Origin of the sequence: Flavobacterium sp. FlaQc-30, from assembly GCF_044005885.1 — a bacterium.
Classification (GTDB): domain Bacteria; phylum Bacteroidota; class Bacteroidia; order Flavobacteriales; family Flavobacteriaceae; genus Flavobacterium.
Window position 1 is genome coordinate 263,428 of sequence record NZ_JBIPCO010000007.1, and the last position, 18,332, is coordinate 281,759.

Below are 18,332 nucleotides of genomic sequence, written 5' to 3' on the forward strand. Positions count from 1 at the left end.
ATTATTTTTTTTAATGAATGGTCTTACTTGTAAGTTTTGTTTGTAATTCTAAAAGTAAGCTGTAAAATAAAGCAAATTAAAAATAATAGTCAACAAGCTTTCTTTGTTCAACAAACAGTAATTAGTGATTTGAGAATTTTTTTATTTAAAACCGCTGGAAAAAAACTTGCTTTTGCAACAAAGAAAAACACTCAACATTATAAAATATCAAGTCATGCTTACAAAAGATCAATACCGTGTTATTACCAAGTTTTTCTTAAAGATTCTAAAATCTATGTAGGATCAACATCTTCAAATCCTGAGACTTTACATTGCAGTCCATGCCATAAAAGTCGAAGCAATAGATCAACCTTATTGGTCTAAAAATGTAACGAATAAAAATGGAAAACCAACATAAATTTAACTAACCCCTAAAAACAATATTATAATTAATGAATATCATTGACATATCAATCATCATAGCATACATTGTGCTATCAGTAGGAATAGGAATCTGGATTTCCAGAAAAGCTTCAAAAGGTTTAGATGATTATTTCCTTGGCGGAAAAACAATCAAATGGTATTTTTTAGGTTTAAGTAACGGATCAGGAATGTTTGATGTTTCAGGGACTTCCTGGATGATTGGAGTACTGTTTTTATACGGCGTAAAAAGCTTTATGTTTATGTGGCTTTGGCCCATTTGGAATCAGATTTTTGTAATGATGTTTCTCGCCGTTTGGATACGAAGGTCAAAAGTAATGACGGGTTCTGAATGGATTTTAACTCGTTTTGGAAACGATAAAGCCGGAAAAGCATCTCATATTATTGTCGCTATTTTTGCGATTATTTCTACAATAGGTTTCATTGCTTACTTTTTTGAAGGAATTGGGAAATTTATAACGATTATTCTTCCTTGGGATTTAACGCTTCATTCTGGTGATTTAATTCTATTAACCTCAGAGCGTTCTTATGCTTTGATAATCATATTTTTAACTACAATTTATACCGTAAAAGGCGGAATGTTCTCTGTTGTAGCAACTGAAGTTGTGCAATATTTAATTATGATTATTGCCAGTGTTTTAATTGCAGGTTACGCTTTTATAAATTATACCGATATTCAAATAAACTCAGTAATTACCGAAGAATGGAAAAACGTCTTCTTTGGATGGCAGTTTGAAACGCAGTGGAGTGAAAAATTCCAGACTTTCAATAATTTAATTGATTCTGAAGGGTATAAAATGTTTGGCGCTTTTATCGGAATGACATTGTTTAAAGGTTTCTTCGCCAGTGTTGCAGGACCAACGCCAAGTTATGATTTACAAAGAATTTTGTCGACAAAATCTGTAAAAGAAGCTGCTTATATGAGTGGTTTTACCAACTTGATTTTATTCATTCCAAGATATTTATTAATTACAGGAATTGTTGTAATTGCCTTGATAAATTTAGCGCCAGAATTAAATGCTAATTTAAATTTAACTGGAGCCGATTTAGAATTATTAATGCCAAAAGTGGTCAATTTATATCTTCCAGTAGGTATTAAAGGACTTTTACTAGCAGGTTTATTAGCTGCTTTTATGTCTGGATTCTCTGCTTTTGTAAATGCAGGACCAGCTTATATTGTAAATGATATTTATAAAAAATATTTCAAGCCTGTTGCATCAAATGCACATTATATAAAAGTAAGTCAGATTTCTTCTTTCGTAGTGGTTGGTTTAGGAGTTTTTATGGGATTCTTCGCAGAATCGATTAATTCTTTAACGCTATGGATTACAAGTGCTTTATACGGCGGTTATGTGGCAGCCAATTTCCTAAAATGGATTTGGTGGCGTTTTAACGGTTGGGGATATTTCTGGGGAATGTTTGCAGGTTTAATCGTAGCTTCTTTACAATTTGTTTTAGGACAGTATAAAGGAACATTTGCAGAAGGAACATTTTTGTATGATTTATCACAAGTACAGGCGATTTACTTGTTTCCAGCAATATTTGGATTCTCAATTTTAGGATGTCTTTTAGGAACGTTTTTAAGCAAACCTACAGATATGGAAGTTTTAAGATCTTTCTATACCAATGTTAGACCTTGGGGATGGTGGGGACCAGTTTATAAAACATTAAAAACAGAAGACCAAAGTTTCGAAAAAAACAACGATTTCTGGAAAGATATGCTAAATTGTGTAATCGGAATTGTGTGGCAGTCAAGCATGATTTTACTTCCAATTTATTTTGTGATCAGAGATTATCCAAAAGCTTTTGCTGCATTATTGGTATTTTTAGTAACAATGATAATTTTAAAATTCACTTGGCTGGATAAAGTTCGAAAAATAACGGATTAAGAAAAAAATAGTAAACACGATAGAAACATAGATTTTTATAATTAGAAAAGAATAATTACAAAAGAAAGGTTCCACACATATAGCTGCATCTTTTGAACTAACCAAAACCACTTTTTAAATTTTAAAAACTATGTTTCTATGTGTTTAGAAAAAAAGCTTTGATAAAGTCTTTACAACAAACAACAGAAAAAAAACAATAAACAAAAAATATAAAAATGAGCACTATTCCTTGGCAAGACAGACCCGAAAACAGTAATGATGTAATGTGGAGATACACTGAAAATCCTATTATTGAAAGATATGCTATACCATCATCAAACAGTATTTTTAACAGTGCTGTAGTTCCTTTCGAAGATGGGTTTGCGGGAGTTTTCCGTTGTGATAATAAAGCAGTTCAAATGAACATTTTTGCCGGTTTTAGTAAAAACGGAATCGATTGGGAAATTAATCACGAACCAATCGAAATGAAAGCAGGTAATACAGATATGATCGAATCTGCATATAAATATGACCCGCGTGTTGTTTTTATCGAAGATCGTTACTGGATTACCTGGTGTAATGGTTACAACGGACCAACGATTGGTATCGGATATACGTTTGATTTTAAAGAGTTTTTTCAATGTGAAAATGCTTATTTGCCATTCAACAGAAACGGTGTTTTGTTCCCGCAAAAAATCAACGGAAAATATGCTATGTTAAGCCGTCCAAGTGATAACGGACATACACCTTTTGGAGATATTTGGATTAGTTACAGCCCAGATATGAAATATTGGGGAGAACACCGTTTGGTAATGAAACCAACTCCATTTGAAGATAGTGCTTGGCAGTGTACCAAAATTGGAGCAGGACCAATTCCAATTCTTACAAACGAAGGCTGGTTAATGATCTACCACGGAGTTATTAATACTTGCAACGGTTTCCGTTATGCAATGGGTTCAGCACTTTTAGATGTTGATTCTCCAGACAAAGTAAAATACAGAACACAGCCTTATTTATTAGGACCTGCAGAACTTTATGAAATGGTTGGAGATGTACCAAACGTAGTTTTTCCATGTGCCGCTTTGCATGATACAGAAGAAGATAAATTAGCCGTTTATTATGGTGCAGCTGATACAGTAGTTGCTATTGCATTTGGTAAATTAAGTGAAGTAGTTCAGTTTACAAAAGATAACAGTTTATAAAAAAGAGATGGTTTTAAAACTTAAATGGCTTGCTGTTGCTTTAGGCTTGATTTCGATAACTGGATATTCACAGTCAAAGAAACCAGTTATTCCTAAAACCTATGTTGCGGCAAAAACAACCAAACCAATCGTAATTGACGGAGACGAATCTGATGCTTCGTGGAGTAAAGCAGATTGGACAGATCTTTTTGAAGATATTGAAAATGGTGTAAAACCAAAGTATGCAACCAAAGTAAAAATGCTTTGGGATGAAACCAATTTCTATATATTAGCAAAAATGGAAGAACCGCACGTTTGGGCAAATTTAAAACAACGCGATACCATTATTTTTTACAACAATGATTTTGAAGTTTTTGTTGATCCAGACAGTGATACTTTTAACTATTACGAATTAGAAATAAACGCTTTAAATACAGCTTGGGATTTGTTCTTGACAAAACCCTATAGAGAAAGTGATATTGTCGTGGCAAACGATTGGAATATTCCAGGTTTAAAATCGGCAGTAAAAGTTAACGGAACACTTAATAATCCAAATGATACAGATGAAGGCTGGGTTTTAGAAATGGCAATTCCATGGGCAGCTTACAAAACCACATTCTTTGATCAAAATGTTCCCGTTGATAAATTTTGGAGAGTCAATTTTTCGAGAGTCAACTGGCAGCACAGCGTTAAAAATGGAACTTATGAGCGAAAGAAAGATGCCGAAGGAAAATTTTTGCCTGAGTACAACTGGGTTTGGTCACCAATGGGGGTAATCAATATGCATGAGCCAGAAAAATGGGGTTATGTTTACTTCTCCTCCAAAGAAGGAAAAGATACCTTTACAATTCCGCAAGACGAAAAAGTAAGATGGGAATTGTATTCTTTATATCGTGCTCAAAAAGGATATTTTGAAAAACATAAAACTTGGGCAAAGTCTATTGCAGATCTTACCACAAAAAGCATTAGTGTTGATGGTAAAGTTTTAAAACCAACAATAGAGAATCACTCATCAGGATATAATATTTTAGTAAAAAGTCCATTCACCAATACAACATTTGTAATAAGGCAGGATGGAAAAATAATCACAAAATAAACCACTATGAAACTACCAAAACTATTACTTTTTTTATTAGCATTTAGTATTTTTTCATGTACTAAAAAAGAAGAACAAACCACTTTTAAATTTGGAGTATGGACTACAGCCGATGCCAAAAAATCGGATGCAGATTATACTAAAGAGTTTAAAAAATATAAAGACGGAGGAATTGATGAAGTACTGATAAATACTTCGACAGATCCGAAACTTTTAAGCCGTTTAGTGCCTTTGGCAACAAAAGAAGGTTTAAAAGTACATGCTTGGATTATGGCAATGAACAGACCTGGAGACTCAATTGCATTGCAGCATCCAGAATGGTATCAAGTAAGCAAAGAAGGTAAATCCTGCTTTGATACACGCCCTTATGTAGATTACTACCAATGGTTATGCCCAACTAGAAAAGAATCTAGAGAGCATGTTTTAAAATTAGTTGAAGAATTAGCAAAAGTGGAAGGAATCGAAAGTGTTCACTTAGATTATATTCGTTTCCCAGACATCTTTTTACCAATTAGTTTATTGCCAAAATACAACTTAGTTCAAGATGTAGAATTGCCTCAATTTGACTTTTGTTATTGTGACGAATGTGTAAAAGCATTCGAAAAAATCCACCATAAAAACCCAAAAGAAAGCCACAATACTTCAATCGATATGGAGTGGAAAAACTTTAGATTAAATGCTATTCAAGCTGTGGTTAATGATGCTTATGATATTGTGCATAAACACAACAAAAACCTTACTGCAGCGGTATTTCCTTATCCAGAAATGGCAGATCATATGGTGCGCCAGCGTTGGGACAAATGGAATATTGATCAAGTATATCCAATGATTTACAACAGTTTTTATGATGAGGAAATTGACTGGGTTGGTTATGCTACAAAACAAGGTGTTGCTGATTTAAAAGATAAAAAAACAAAAATCAACACAGGAATTTATGTTCCAGGTTTAAAGACAGATAAAGAGCTGAAAGAAGCTATTTTATATGCAAAAGAAAACGGAGCAGTAGGAGTTTCTTTCTTTGATGGAAATGCTTTGTCTGAAAGTAACTTTAAAACAATTAAAGAAACAAAAGCAAGTTTAAAATAATCAAATACTTTCTTTAGAAAAAAAGCATAGTATCGTTACAAATTACTTCAATAACAGCTGCGAGCGTATACCAAACGTTTTGACAGAACAATAAAATAAAGGAATATAATAGGGAGCCGTAAATGCTTCCTATTGTGTTTTTTAAGAATGTTGCAATGACACAGAAAAATACATAGCGTTTTCTAAAAAAGAGTATCTTTTTAAGGATAAAAAAATACACCAGTTTAAAATCATATCCTATTTAAAATAATAATTATGAGAACATTAAAACCCTTATTCACCTTACTATTTTTAGCTGTTTTAAGTTCGGGTTACAGTCAAAAAGTTTTTACAGAGAAAGACATTCAAATCATTCCAAAACCCAATCAGCTGGTTTTACAAACAGGATCATTTGAGTTTTCTAAGAATACCGTATTTGTTGCCACAACAGATTTTCAAAAAGATATTTCAAACGCTTTAATAAATAAATTTGGAGCTGCAGCAGGCTGGCGCCCAATTATTGGAACAAAAGCGCCAAAGAATAATTACATACAGTTTAAAGTTGATTCTAATCTTCACAACGAAGCCTACAAATTAGAAATCAATAACAATACAATTACTGTTACAGCAAAAGGGAATGCAGGTTTTATCTACGGATTAGAGACCATTAGACAATTACTTCCAACAGCAATTGAAAGTAAAAATGCTGTAAATCTTGCAAAATGGGAAATTCCGAATGTAACTATTACGGATGAACCTCGTTTTCAATGGAGAGGTTTAATGTTGGATTTATCGCGTCATTTCTTTGATAAAAATTATATTCTGGCAACAATCGATCGTTTGGCAATGCACAAAATGAACGTTTTGCATTTGCATTTAGTAGACGATCAAGGTTGGAGAATCGAAATTAAAAAATATCCAAAATTAACAGAAGTTGGGGCATGGAGAGTCGATCAGGAAAATTTAGCATGGAATGCAAGATTGCTTACAAACCCTGACCAAAAAGGTACTTACGGCGGATTTTTAACTCAAGAGGAATTAAAGGAAATCGTAAAATATGCTGCAACAAAAAATGTAGAAGTTGTTCCTGAAATCGAAATGCCGGCACACGTAAGCAGTGCAATTGCTGCATATCCAGAATTAGCGTGTTTTGATCAGCGTATTGGTGTGCCATCTGGCGGATTATGGCCAATAACGGATATTTACTGTGCAGGAAAAGAATCTACATTTGAGTTTCTTCAGAACGTAATTGATGAAGTAATTACAATATTTCCTTCAAAATATATTCATATCGGCGGTGACGAAGCAACAAAAACAAACTGGGAAAAATGTCCGCATTGCCAAAAAAGAATGAAAGAACATGGCTTAAAAAATGTTCATGAACTGCAAAGTTATTTTGTAAAAAGAATGGAGAAATACATCAATTCTAAAGGCAAAAAACTTATTGGCTGGGATGAAATTTTAGAAGGCGGTTTAGCTCCAGAAGCTACCGTAATGAGCTGGAGAGGAACAAAAGGAGGAACAGAAGCAGCACAGCAAGGTCATGATGTTATTATGACTCCAGAATCTCCTTGTTATTTTAATTTCTACCAAGGACCTCAAAATGAAGAACCATTAGCTTTTGATGCTTACAATCCTTTAAATAAAGTTTACGAATTTGATCCCGTTGTATCTGGAATGACACCGCAGGAAGCGGCACATGTTTTGGGCGGACAAGCTAATTTATGGGCCGAATTCCTTTTGGCACCAAAAGATTCGGAGTATATGATTTTTCCAAGATTAGCTGCTTTATCCGAAGTTTTATGGAGTTCTAAAGAAAGCCGTAATTGGAATGACTTTACAACAAGACTAGCACCCTTATTAAAACGTTACGATTATTTGGGAATCAATTATGCAAAAAGTGCTTATTTAGTTACAGCAGTTTCAAACGCAGATATAGTGAAGAAACAAATTAATGTGAGTTTGAAAAATGAGTTTCCAAATCCAGATATTCGATATGTATTAGGGGATAAAACGTTAGATGTAAATGCTGTAAAATATACAAATCCAATTCAGTTTAATCAAACTACAGTTTTAAAAGCTTCTCTATTTCAAAACGAAAAACCAGTTGGAAAAACGTTTACAGACACAATTGTATTTCACAAAGCAGTGGCGCATAAAGTTAATTACTTAACACCATTTAATAACAGTTACAAAGGCGACGGTCCTTTTACGATGGTAAATACAATTCGTGGATCTAAGAACTTTCATGATGGACAATGGCAGGCTTGGCTGGTTAACGACATGGAACTTGTTATTGATCTAGAAAAACAAGAAAGTGTAAAAGAAGTAATTGTTGGAACTTTAGAAAGTCAAGGTGCGGGCATATTTTTCCCGATACAAGTAAAAGTTTTAGTTTCAAATGACGGTATAAAATACAAAGAAGTAGGTAAAATATCACGCCCATATGCATCTAACCCAACTTCAGAGTTAAAAGATTTTAAAATCAATTTTGAAAAAACCAATGTTCGATTCATAAAAGTAATTGCGTCAAACTTAAAGAAAAGTCCAAGAGGCGAAAGTTCTTGGTTGTTTGTGGATGAGATTTTAGTGAATTAAATAATAAGAATTAAACTATGTAAAAGTTTTAAACCAAAGATGTAAGGAACTTTGATAAAAGCTTAAGATTGAAGTTAGTTTGCGCATTTTTGTCATTTCGACGAAGGAGAAATCTTCGCGAGTAGCTCTACAAAGATTGTCGCTTTTGATTGTGGAGTTTCTTTCGAAGATTTGCTTCGCCTGTTCGCTATCGCTCGAGTTTCCTTCGTCGAAATGACAATGATCGTGGTTATTTAGTGTAAAACTAAAGTTTCTTGCGATCTAAGTTCAAATTTTTGCAGTAAAACCAAACCAAAAAAAACAAACCAAAGATGAAAAAAGTAATAGTATTAATCGCAGTATTATTTTCTGCACAAATGTTCTCTCAGGCTATTTATGAAGACGAACGTTATGTACCGGAAACAGATCCATTAGTTTTAAAAAACTTAGAACAATGGCAAGGTAAAAAGTTTGGATTATTAATGCACTGGGGAACATACAGTCAATGGGGAATTGTAGAATCATGGTCGATTTGTCCTGAAGATTATGGATGGTGCGAGCGTAAAAAAGGCAGTAATCCGAGTAATTACAGTCAATATGTAAAAGAGTATGAAGGTTTAAAGAAAACCTTTAACCCAACAAAGTTTGATCCTGTAAAATGGGCAAAAGCGGCAAAAGCGGCAGGAATGAAATACATGGTTTTTACCACAAAACACCATGACGGATTTTCGATGTATGATTCTAAATACACAGATTACAAGGTAACTGATAAAGAATGTGCTTTCAGCAGTAATCCAAAAGCGGATATTTTGAAAGAAGTTTTTAATGCCTTTAGAAATGAAAGCATTTCAACAGGAGCTTATTTTTCTAAACCAGACTGGCACAACGAAAATTATTGGGATCCTTATTTTCCTCCGTTTGATAGAAACGTAAATTATGATCCAGCACTATATCCTGAAAAATGGCAGAAATATGTTGATTTTACCCACAATCAAATTTTAGAAATTTTAACCAATTACGGAAAAGTTGATATTTTATGGCTTGATGGCGGCTGGGTAGAAAAAGGAGATCAAAAGAGTATTAGCGAGCACTATAAATCTAAGTTTTTAGAGAACACATATAAAAACGGTTTTATAAAACATAGAGTGGTAAGCCAAGATGTTAAAATGGATGAATTGGTTGTAAAAGCACGTCAGAAACAACCTGGTTTAATTGTTGTTGACAGAGCAGTTCATGGTAAGAATCAAAACTACTTGACACCTGAAAATCGCGTTCCTGAAAAAACACTTCCTTATCCTTGGGAATCTTGTATTACTTCTGGCGGCGGCTGGTCGTACACTCCAGATGCAAAATATATGACAGGCAGACAAGGGATTCATATGCTTATTGATGTAGTGGCAAAAGGCGGGAATTTATTGTTGAATGTTGCTCCAAGTCCAGAAGGAGAATGGCAGCAGGGAGCGTACGATTTATTAGCCTCTTTTGGAGATTGGATGAAAGTAAACAGTACTGCAATTTATGACACTAAACCAATTGCACCTTATAAGGAAGATAATATTTGTATGACACAGAATAAAGCAGGAAGTGTTTACTTGTTTTATCTAGCAAAAGAGGGAGAAGATAAAATTCCTGCAGAGATTACATTAAAATCGATCAATCCTAAAAAAGGAACAAAAATTACAATGTTAGGTTCGAAAATACCATTGAAATGGACTAAATTTGCGGACGGATTTAAAGTTACAATTCCAGAAAATTTACGTAATAATTTACCATGTAAAGAAGCTTGGACTTTAAAAATTGAAGCGATTAACAGATAGAGAATTAAATATGATTTTTAATAGTAAAATAACACAGGCAGCATGTTTTTTCAGCATGCTGTTTTTTAGCATAAATACTTTTGCCCAACAACCTGCAGATTTTGTAAATCCGCTTATAGGGACTTCTAATTATGGAGCTACTTTTCCTGGACCGATTGCTCCAAGAGGAATGGCAAGCATAAGTCCTTTTAATGTAGCTGGACGACAAAATAGTTTAGAAAAAGACAGTCAATGGCTGTCGAATCCTTATGTAAACGAGAATACATTCTTAACCGGATTTAGTCAGGTAAATTTAAGTGGTGTAGGCTGTCCTGATTTAGGTGTTATTTTGTTAATGCCAACAACAGGAGCGGTCGAAACCAATCACTTAAAATATGGCTCTACTTATTCTAAAGAATTGGCTAAAACCGCTTATTATAGTGTAAACATTGATAAATATAAAGTTAAAGGAGAATTTACGGCTTCGAAAAGAGTAGGAGTAAGCAAATTTACTTTCCCGAAAGGGCAGTCTAATATTTTATTGAATCTTGGTTTAGGATTAACAAATGAAGAAGGAGCGATGGTAAAAGTTGTTTCTTCAACAGAGATTGAAGGAATGCGTTCTGTAGGCTCATTTTGCTATAATAGTCCTGAAGACGCTTATCCTGTTTATTTTGTAGCCAAGTTTTCGAAACCAGCAAATAATTTTGGCGTTTGGAAAAATACACCTAAATACGAAGGTACAGAAGCACAATGGATGGGTTATAATGGTAAAACCCGAATGATGAAAAATACGATTAAAACGGTTGTTGGAGATAGCATTGGGACTTATTTCACCTATCAATTTGATAAAGAAGAAACGGTTGAAGTAAAAATAGGAGTTTCGTATGTAAGTATTCAAAACGCTCGTGAGAATCTGGAAAAAGAAACGGGATATAAATCATTTGATGATGTTTATAAAGAAACATTTAACGAATGGAACGAAGAGCTTTCTAAAATTTTGGTAGAAGGCGGTTCTTATCAAGATAAGGTTATTTTTTACACAGCCTTGTATCATACTTTAATTCATCCCAATACTTTAAATGATCTTAACGGAGAATTTCCTCAAATAAAAAGAAGTAAGATTGGTAAAACCTTGGGTACTCGATATACAGTGTTTTCTTTATGGGATACCTATCGCAATATGCATCCGTTAACTTCTTTAGTTTATCCTAAGCAGCAATCTGATATGATAAAAAGTATGCTGCAAATGTATGATGAAAACGGGTGGCTGCCTAAATGGGAATTGAATTCGACGGAAACATTTACAATGGTTGGAGATCCTGCGAGTATAGTTATAGCGGATGCGTGCTTAAAAGGAATTCAGGATTTTGATATTTACAAAGCCTATCATGCCATGCTGAAAGGAGCGGATCAAATTGAAGAAAATCCGCTGCGTCCAGGGCTTAAAGAATACCTTCAAAAAGGATATTTGTCTACAAATTATCATGGATCAGTTTCAACAACAGAAGAATATAATGCTTCAGATTATGCGATTGCGCTTATGGCAAAAGCCTTAGGAGAAAAAGAAGATTATAAGCGTTTTTATAAACGATCATTATCCTATCAAAAATTGTATGATAAAGACTTAAAATTACTTCGACCACGAACAGCTGACGGAAAATGGTATGAGCCTTTTGATCCTAATGCAGGGGCTAATTTTCAGGAAAATGTTGGATTTATAGAAGGCAACGCGTGGCAATATGCTTTTATGGTGCCGCATGATATAAAAGGACTTATTAAATTAATGGGCGGTGATAAAGTTTTCTCTGATCAATTGCAGAAAATTTTTGACATCAAACAATTTGATATGGCAAACGAGCCTGATATTGCGTATCCTTATCTATTCAATTACGTAAAAGGAGAAGAATGGAAAAGTCAGGAAATGGTTAAGAAATTGGTGAGAGAATATTTCAGAAATGAACCCAAAGGATTACCTGGAAATGACGATACAGGAACCATGTCAGCTTGGCTGGTGTATTCTATGATGGGAATTTATCCAATATCTCCGGGAGATCCAATTTATACCATTACAACACCAATGTTTGATAAAGTAACAATTAAGTTAGATTCAAGGTATTATAATAAAGAAAATGTAGTAATTGAAAGAGTAAAGAATACTGACGGAAAAATCAAAGAAATTCAGTTAAACGGAAAAACATTAAATAGTTTTTTTATGAATCACGATGATTTTGTAAACGGAACAACGTTAAAAGTCATTCAGGAATAATTTAGAGTAAAAGTCTATTTACAATTAAAGTAAAAAAAGACCATTCAATTGAATGGTCTTTTTTTTGCTTCATAAGCTAATAAAAGAAATTAGGATTATTTCGTTTTTACGCCAATTTCAGCAACAGTAATATATCTGCCGTCTACAGTTGTTTTTCCTGTAAATTTGATATATCGGGCTTTTACTGATGCTTTTAAAGTAATGTTTTGCTCAACAAGATTACTTTTAATATTAGCAAATTCACCTTCAGCAATTGTAGTCCAATTTGTATTGTCGCTGCTTACCTGCCATTGGTAATCTTTGACAATTCCGCCAGTTCCGTTTTGACGAGGTAAGTATGATAAAGATTTGATATCCAATTCTTGTCCCATGTCAATAACTATAAATTGTGGCAAAGGCATTAAAGATGTGTTATCTGCGGTACTCCAAATAGTTTCTGCATTTTCATCAATAGCATGTGATGTTTGTTCATTTTCGAAAGAAGCAGTAACTATTTTCCAGTCTTTTTTGCAAACATTAAAGGATTGAATGGCTGTTTCACCAGATTTCATATCCATTCCAAAAGATTTGGCTTTAACATCGCCAGAAGTTAAAAACGAAAAAGCTGCTTTATAAATTGGTGAGTGTAAAGTAGGTTCTGTTCCGTCAATTGTATAATGAATTTGATTTACAGTTGTTTCAGTGGTGATAGAAACAGTACCATTTTTGTCTCTTTTAATTTTTGGAAGAGGCAATTGTTCAGGTTCCTTAAAAACACCTACATCGCTTAAAGTGATACAAACTGGAGATTCTACAATGCGGATTCTCAATTTTGAAGTTGTAATATAATTTGGTAAACGTACCAATCGATTAGCGCCAATACTTGTCGCTTCAGCTATTTTTTTCCAATTTTTATTAGCGAAAGCTTCAATTTCGACTTTTTCAATACGTTGACCTAATTTGATATTTTCTCTTAAACGAATGATATTAAAGGTTTGCTCTTTATCCCATTCTAAAGTTATAAATGCTTTTTTTACATTATCACTTGTTGCCCAATACGAGTAACGATCGTTATCAGTAAGATTTTTGGTCCCGAAAAAGATTTGGTTCTCACCTCGAACTTCCGAAGCTGTAATCACAGCAGATTGCGCAAGATTATTAGAAAATGTCTGCTTTAAAAAATCTCCAAAATCTTTCAACGCTTTTACATCATTTGGGTGCAATATACCTTCTGTTGTAGGTGCAAGACCAATATCCATACCAGCACCGCGACCTACAGATTTACAGTAAATTTCAAACAACTCCGAAACTGATTTTACGTGATTGTCTTCGTTAGCATGATAAAACCAGCCATTTCTAAGCGGTACATCACACTCAGCAGGTTTCCAGTACTTACCATTTCGAGTTCCAGTTGGCGCTTTTTCATAATTAGTTTCTCCTGGCACAGCCACCGTTTTTCCAGCTATTGGTTCAGGCGTAAAAGTAGCCCAAGAAGTTTCGTCTGCAAAACCTCTTTCGTTTCCTACCCAGCGCACTTCACCATTATCAGAAAAGATAACAGCTTCAGGCTGCAATTCTTTAGAAATTGCCCACGTTTTGTCCCAATCATAATAAGTAGCACGGTCAATACTTCGGCTTTCTTTTTTGCCTCCGTAATAGCCGTCGCCGCCATTTGCACCATCAAACCAAGTGATGAATAATTTACCGTAGTTCGTGTATAATTCTCTTAATTGATTACGGTATTTAGTAACATACTCAGGTTTTCCATAATCTTCATTATTTCTGTCCCAAGGCGAACAATAAAGTCCGAATTTCATTCCTGCATTGCGTGTTGCGGTTTCAAATTCTTTTACCATATCGCCTTTTCCATTACGAAACGGACTTGCGCTAATGTTGTAAGCTGTTGTTTTTGTCGGCCACAAACAAAATCCATCATGATGTTTAGCCACAAAAATAACGCCCTTAAAACCACCAGATTTTGCTGCGTTTACAATTTGACTGGCATCAAATTTTGTTGGATTAAATATTTTAGGATCGGCATCGCCATATCCCCATTCTTTATTCTGAAAAGTTGTAGGCGTAAAATGGACTAAAACATATTGCTCGATTTCGTGCCAGCGTAATTGCGGTTCGCTTGGCAATGCACCGTACGGAACAGGAGCGCTAATTCTTTGAGCTGTCACAGATAAAAAGGCGAGACATCCCAAAATTGTTATTAATTGTTTTTTCATCTTTAGAATTTAATATTTTATTTAGAATCTTAAATCACTTTAATTACAACAGCTTCTTGTGCGGCTAAAGAAGTTCTAAGTTCTTGCGGAATTGTAACTTCAATACCGCCGCTTACTTTTTTACTGGCTAGTTTTTGTTTAGTACCCAATAAAGAGACTTTTAAACCGCCTTTTTTATCCGTTTTGATAGTGATTGACGCTGGTAGCTCTTTTTCCTCTTTAGATGGCATATAGATGCCGTAAACAGCATTTCCTTTTTGAGTATAACCCACTTTTCCGTCTAAGTATGGTGCAACAGGTTTAGTGTCGTAGATAGCTTCGCCATTTGCAGCTAACCATTTTCCAACATTAGCTAAAGTAGTCTCAATTTTTGGATCAAATTCTCCTTTGGCATCTGGACCAACGCCCAGTAACAAGTTTCCGCCTTTAACAACAATGCTTGTCATTAATTGAACGACTTCTTTTGAAGATTTATAATGATCATTTGGTACCCATCCCCAAGCTCCACCAAGAGTAATGCAGCTTTCCCAAGGCACGCTTAATGGTTTTTCAGGTGTTTTTTGTTCTGGTGTTAAATAGTTTTCATATTCACTAGGAACCCAGCGGTCTACAACGAGCATACCTGGTTGTTTTTTGCGGGCAGTTTCTGAGACTAATTTCATGTCAATATCCATATCATAAGGATATTTGCAAAACTCTTCTACTTTTTTATTGATGGTTGAAAGCGGTCGAACCCAGCAGCCGTCAAGCCATAGTATATCAACTTTACCATAATTTGTAGTCAATTCGTTCAGCTGATTTTGAGTGTATTGCACATAACTTTTCCATCTTTCAGGAAATTTAGTAATGTCATAAGTTGGGTTTCTGTCTTTTGGCGGATAATACGGCCACCAAAAAGTTTCGGTTGTCCAGTCAGGCTTCGAGAAATAAACACCAACAGCCAAACCTTCTTTTCTTGAAGCATCTAAAACATCTTTTAGTACATCGGCTTTTGCGTTTTTGCTATACGGCAATTCTGGATTTGTGATTTTAAAATCAGTAAATTTCGAATCATACATGCAAAATCCATCATGATGTTTGGAGGTAAATATCATATATTTTGCCCCCGCATTTTTGAACATTTTAGCCCACTTTTCTGAATTTAAATTCGTAGGATTGAGTTTGTATTTTGTATTTCTATAATCAGTAGCATATTTGTAGTAATCGTTGTAACCATCTCTAGTTACCCAATCTTCAGGAGCTAATCCCCAAGATTCAACTGTTCCTAATTGAGTGTAAAGCCCCATGTGGATTAATACACCAAATTTGTAACCCTGCCATTTGTCAAGATTTGCTTTTACTAATGGATCTTTTGGTGCAATATAACCTGCTTCTTCAGATTTGTTGGCTTCCATGCTGAAATCACCTTGGGCATGCAGCGAGAAGGCACTGGCACAGACTAATGCTGTAAATAATAATTGGAATTTATTTTTCATTGTGGTTGTTTGTTTTATCTGTATTTGGTTAGATAGCTTTTTATTTAATATTTTTTGGATATTATTAATTTCAACACATAGTACTGAAGTTATAGGACTATGTGTTGAAGAAATTTATAGTATACAGAAGAGATACTTAGAAACGAATCAATAACAAGTAATATGTTATTTAAGATAAAAATCAGGATCGATTAAGCGATTGCCGGTTTCGTCATAAACGGCGTAGTTAAAACCGCTTTGAACGCAATATGAACCGTGATCTCCTTTTTTGTTCAAGGCAATAAAACCAACCTGAATGTCTTTTAGATTTTTATTTCGGTTTTTCATCAATTTTACAACTCTTGAAACAGCTTCTTCACACGCTTTTTGTGGTGATCTACCTTGGCGCATTAATTCAACAACCAAGTGGCAGCCCGAAATTCTAATTACTTCTTCGCCATGTCCAGTTGCTGTTGCAGCACCAATTTCGTTATCGACATATAAACCCGCACCAATAATAGGAGAGTCTCCTAAACGCCCGTGCATTTTAAATGCCATACCGCTTGTCGTGCAGGCACCAGAAAGATTTCCTGCAGCATCAAGCGCGATCATACCAATAGTGTCGTGATTTTCGATATTCGCAATTGGTTTATATTCGGATGTTTTTAACCATTCTTTCCATTCACGTTCTGAATCAGGAAGTAATAAATTTTCTTTCGGAAAACCTTGCGATAAAGCAAATTGAAGCGCTCCATCGCCAACAAGCATAACGTGAGGAGTTTTTTCCATCACGGCACGAGCAACAGAAATAGGGTGTTTTATATACTCAAGACAACCCACAGAACCAATATTAGACATTTCATCCATAATACAAGCATCCAGAGTTACACGTCCGTCACGATCAGGTCTTCCGCCGTAACCAACGCTTCTTTCTTTTGGATCAGCTTCTGGAACTTTTACACCTGCTTCTACAGCATCTAAAGCGCGTCCTCCTTTTTTCAAAACTTCCCAAGCAGCTTCATTGGCCTGCAGACCAAAACGCCAAGTCGAAAGTACAATTGGTTTTCTTACTTTTCCGTCAAGAAGTTCATTTTGTTCCTCAAGTTCTCCCGCTCGCCCGGCAAAAGAACCGAATGCAACAGCCGCAGATGCCATTGCCGTTTTTTTTAGAAAATTTCTACGATTTGTCATTATTATCTATTTTGTAAATCTGATTGTTTAATATCAGAAATGGGTTTATTTTTAAGCTTCATAAAGTAAGCTTGCAGCTCCTAGTAAAGCAGTAGTTTCATTATCTGTTGAAATAACCAGTTCAATTTCGATTCCTGATTCTTCTAATTTTTCTCTAAGAACATTTAAAAACAAGTCTCCTGCATTTGCAATTTTACCACCAATAACAAGCATACTAACATTAAAACTTTTCAGCCACGGAATTATAATTTCGGCAAGATCCTCTCCAAATTCAGTAAAAGCCTGTATCGCTTTTTGATCTCCATCAACAGCCAAAAGATACAAGTCCAATCCGCTATTAACATGAACGCCGCTCAAATTATGATAGCCGTTAAGCAATGCTCTTAAAGAAACAGCATCTTCTGCCATTCCATTTTTGTAAGCAAGATTCCATATTTCTCCATTTGGCGGTACTTTTTGACCAGTGCTTACAATTTTTCCTTTCTTAATAAAACAGGCACCAAGACCAGTTCCTAAAGTAACTGCCATAACATTTTTAGGCAGGTTTTCCATGTTTTTATAGACTTCTCCTTTGCCAAAGCTTTTAGCATCATTTTCAAAAACAATAGGAAGATTTTGATCAAAATCAAAACGTTCTCTCAGCAGATCCTTAATATTTAAGCCGTAAAAGTTTTCATATTTATCTTGGTCTTTAATCCAGCAGGTTCCTTCTTCATAATCAAACGGACCAGGAATTGCCAAGGCTATTCCAGATAAATTTTCTAATTGTGGTTTTTCTAAAACTGCACGAATCGCATTTTCCCAAAAATCCATTACTTCATTGGTAGGCAGATTGGAATCAAAAGAAACCTTAAAAAGGGATTCTTTAAAAACTTTCATCTCATTAAGATCAACAACTGCAGAAGTAATATGTGAACCGCCGACATCCATCGCTATTGCAAATCTTTTTTCCATTTTTTTAGTTTTGTTCTATGTTATTTTTCGTTTTTAATTGTTACTCTCAAAAAGCAGCGGCATCCTAGAAATTGTTTGTTTTTTTCTGAATTCTAATTTGCGATCATATATTACAAACTAATTAACAGGGTTGCCAAAAGGTTGTTTATTCTGTCTTAAACGATTACCGTTTGTTTTGTATTCTTTAAATTTTCGTTAAAAGTAATTGTTTTTTATCGAAATACTAAATCGTATTAGTAAATAAATATCAG

General features: G+C 34.5%; 11 protein-coding genes. 7 read left to right on the top strand and 4 right to left on the bottom strand.

Annotated features, from left to right (window positions below):
- Positions 1-431: 431 nt before the first annotated feature.
- From ACHRV0_RS16610 to ACHRV0_RS16640, 7 genes are all read left to right on the top strand, one after another.
- Positions 432-2,309, top strand: a complete 1,878-nt coding sequence (locus ACHRV0_RS16610) for a sodium:solute symporter family protein (protein WP_395441662.1) — start codon at positions 432-434, stop codon at positions 2,307-2,309.
- Positions 2,310-2,524: 215 nt separating this feature from the next.
- Entirely contained in the window at positions 2,525-3,490 is a 966-nt protein-coding gene (locus ACHRV0_RS16615) for a glycoside hydrolase family 130 protein (RefSeq protein ID WP_089056379.1), read from the top strand.
- 7 nt (positions 3,491-3,497) lie between these two features.
- The gene (locus ACHRV0_RS16620; protein WP_395441663.1) at positions 3,498-4,565 is read left to right on the top strand and encodes a carbohydrate-binding family 9-like protein; all 1,068 of its coding nucleotides are present in this window, start codon (positions 3,498-3,500) and stop codon (positions 4,563-4,565) included.
- A gap of 6 nt (positions 4,566-4,571) precedes the next feature.
- Positions 4,572-5,651 (top strand): putative glycoside hydrolase, encoded by a 1,080-nt coding sequence (locus ACHRV0_RS16625; RefSeq protein ID WP_129053469.1) that lies wholly within the window; start codon positions 4,572-4,574, stop codon positions 5,649-5,651.
- Positions 5,652-5,906: 255 nt separating this feature from the next.
- Positions 5,907-8,228: a family 20 glycosylhydrolase gene (locus ACHRV0_RS16630; protein ID WP_395441664.1), complete on the top strand. Its 2,322-nt coding sequence runs from the start codon at positions 5,907-5,909 to the stop codon at positions 8,226-8,228.
- Between the two features lie 311 nt (positions 8,229-8,539).
- Positions 8,540-10,024, top strand: coding sequence for an alpha-L-fucosidase (locus tag ACHRV0_RS16635; protein WP_395441665.1), 1,485 nt, complete (start codon positions 8,540-8,542; stop codon positions 10,022-10,024).
- A 55-nt stretch (positions 10,025-10,079) separates the two neighbouring features.
- Positions 10,080-12,272, top strand: coding sequence for a GH92 family glycosyl hydrolase (locus tag ACHRV0_RS16640; RefSeq protein ID WP_395441727.1), 2,193 nt, complete (start codon positions 10,080-10,082; stop codon positions 12,270-12,272).
- A gap of 95 nt (positions 12,273-12,367) precedes the next feature.
- On the opposite strand, the gene ACHRV0_RS16645 is transcribed toward ACHRV0_RS16640, so the two are convergent.
- The 4 genes from ACHRV0_RS16645 to ACHRV0_RS16660 form a co-directional block, all read right to left on the bottom strand.
- Positions 12,368-14,482, bottom strand: a complete 2,115-nt coding sequence (locus tag ACHRV0_RS16645; RefSeq protein WP_395441666.1) for an alpha-L-fucosidase — start codon at positions 14,480-14,482, stop codon at positions 12,368-12,370.
- Between the two features lie 29 nt (positions 14,483-14,511).
- Entirely contained in the window at positions 14,512-15,957 is a 1,446-nt protein-coding gene (locus tag ACHRV0_RS16650) for an alpha-L-fucosidase (protein WP_129022853.1), read from the bottom strand.
- Positions 15,958-16,122: 165 nt separating this feature from the next.
- Complete coding sequence (locus tag ACHRV0_RS16655; RefSeq protein ID WP_395441667.1) at positions 16,123-17,127, bottom strand: isoaspartyl peptidase/L-asparaginase; 1,005 nt, start codon at positions 17,125-17,127, stop codon at positions 16,123-16,125.
- A gap of 51 nt (positions 17,128-17,178) precedes the next feature.
- Positions 17,179-18,081, bottom strand: coding sequence for an ROK family protein (locus tag ACHRV0_RS16660; RefSeq protein ID WP_129022851.1), 903 nt, complete (start codon positions 18,079-18,081; stop codon positions 17,179-17,181).
- Positions 18,082-18,332: the final 251 nt, after the last annotated feature.

Excerpts from the sequence above, each read along its gene's own strand:
- ACHRV0_RS16645 (WP_395441666.1), bottom strand. The coding sequence starts at position 14,482 with ATGAAAAAACAATTAATAACAATTTTGGGATGTCTCGCCTTTTTATCT.
- ACHRV0_RS16655 (WP_395441667.1), bottom strand. The coding sequence starts at position 17,127 with ATGACAAATCGTAGAAATTTTCTAAAAAAAACGGCAATGGCATCTGCG.
- ACHRV0_RS16660 (WP_129022851.1), bottom strand. The coding sequence starts at position 18,081 with ATGGAAAAAAGATTTGCAATAGCGATGGATGTCGGCGGTTCACATATT.
- ACHRV0_RS16610 (WP_395441662.1), top strand. The coding sequence starts at position 432 with ATGAATATCATTGACATATCAATCATCATAGCATACATTGTGCTATCA.
- ACHRV0_RS16630 (WP_395441664.1), top strand. The coding sequence starts at position 5,907 with ATGAGAACATTAAAACCCTTATTCACCTTACTATTTTTAGCTGTTTTA.
- ACHRV0_RS16640 (WP_395441727.1), top strand. The coding sequence starts at position 10,080 with ATGCTGTTTTTTAGCATAAATACTTTTGCCCAACAACCTGCAGATTTT.
- ACHRV0_RS16625 (WP_129053469.1), top strand. The coding sequence starts at position 4,572 with ATGAAACTACCAAAACTATTACTTTTTTTATTAGCATTTAGTATTTTT.
- ACHRV0_RS16620 (WP_395441663.1), top strand. The coding sequence starts at position 3,498 with ATGGTTTTAAAACTTAAATGGCTTGCTGTTGCTTTAGGCTTGATTTCG.
- ACHRV0_RS16615 (WP_089056379.1), top strand. The coding sequence starts at position 2,525 with ATGAGCACTATTCCTTGGCAAGACAGACCCGAAAACAGTAATGATGTA.
- ACHRV0_RS16650 (WP_129022853.1), bottom strand. The coding sequence starts at position 15,957 with ATGAAAAATAAATTCCAATTATTATTTACAGCATTAGTCTGTGCCAGT.
- ACHRV0_RS16635 (WP_395441665.1), top strand. The coding sequence starts at position 8,540 with ATGAAAAAAGTAATAGTATTAATCGCAGTATTATTTTCTGCACAAATG.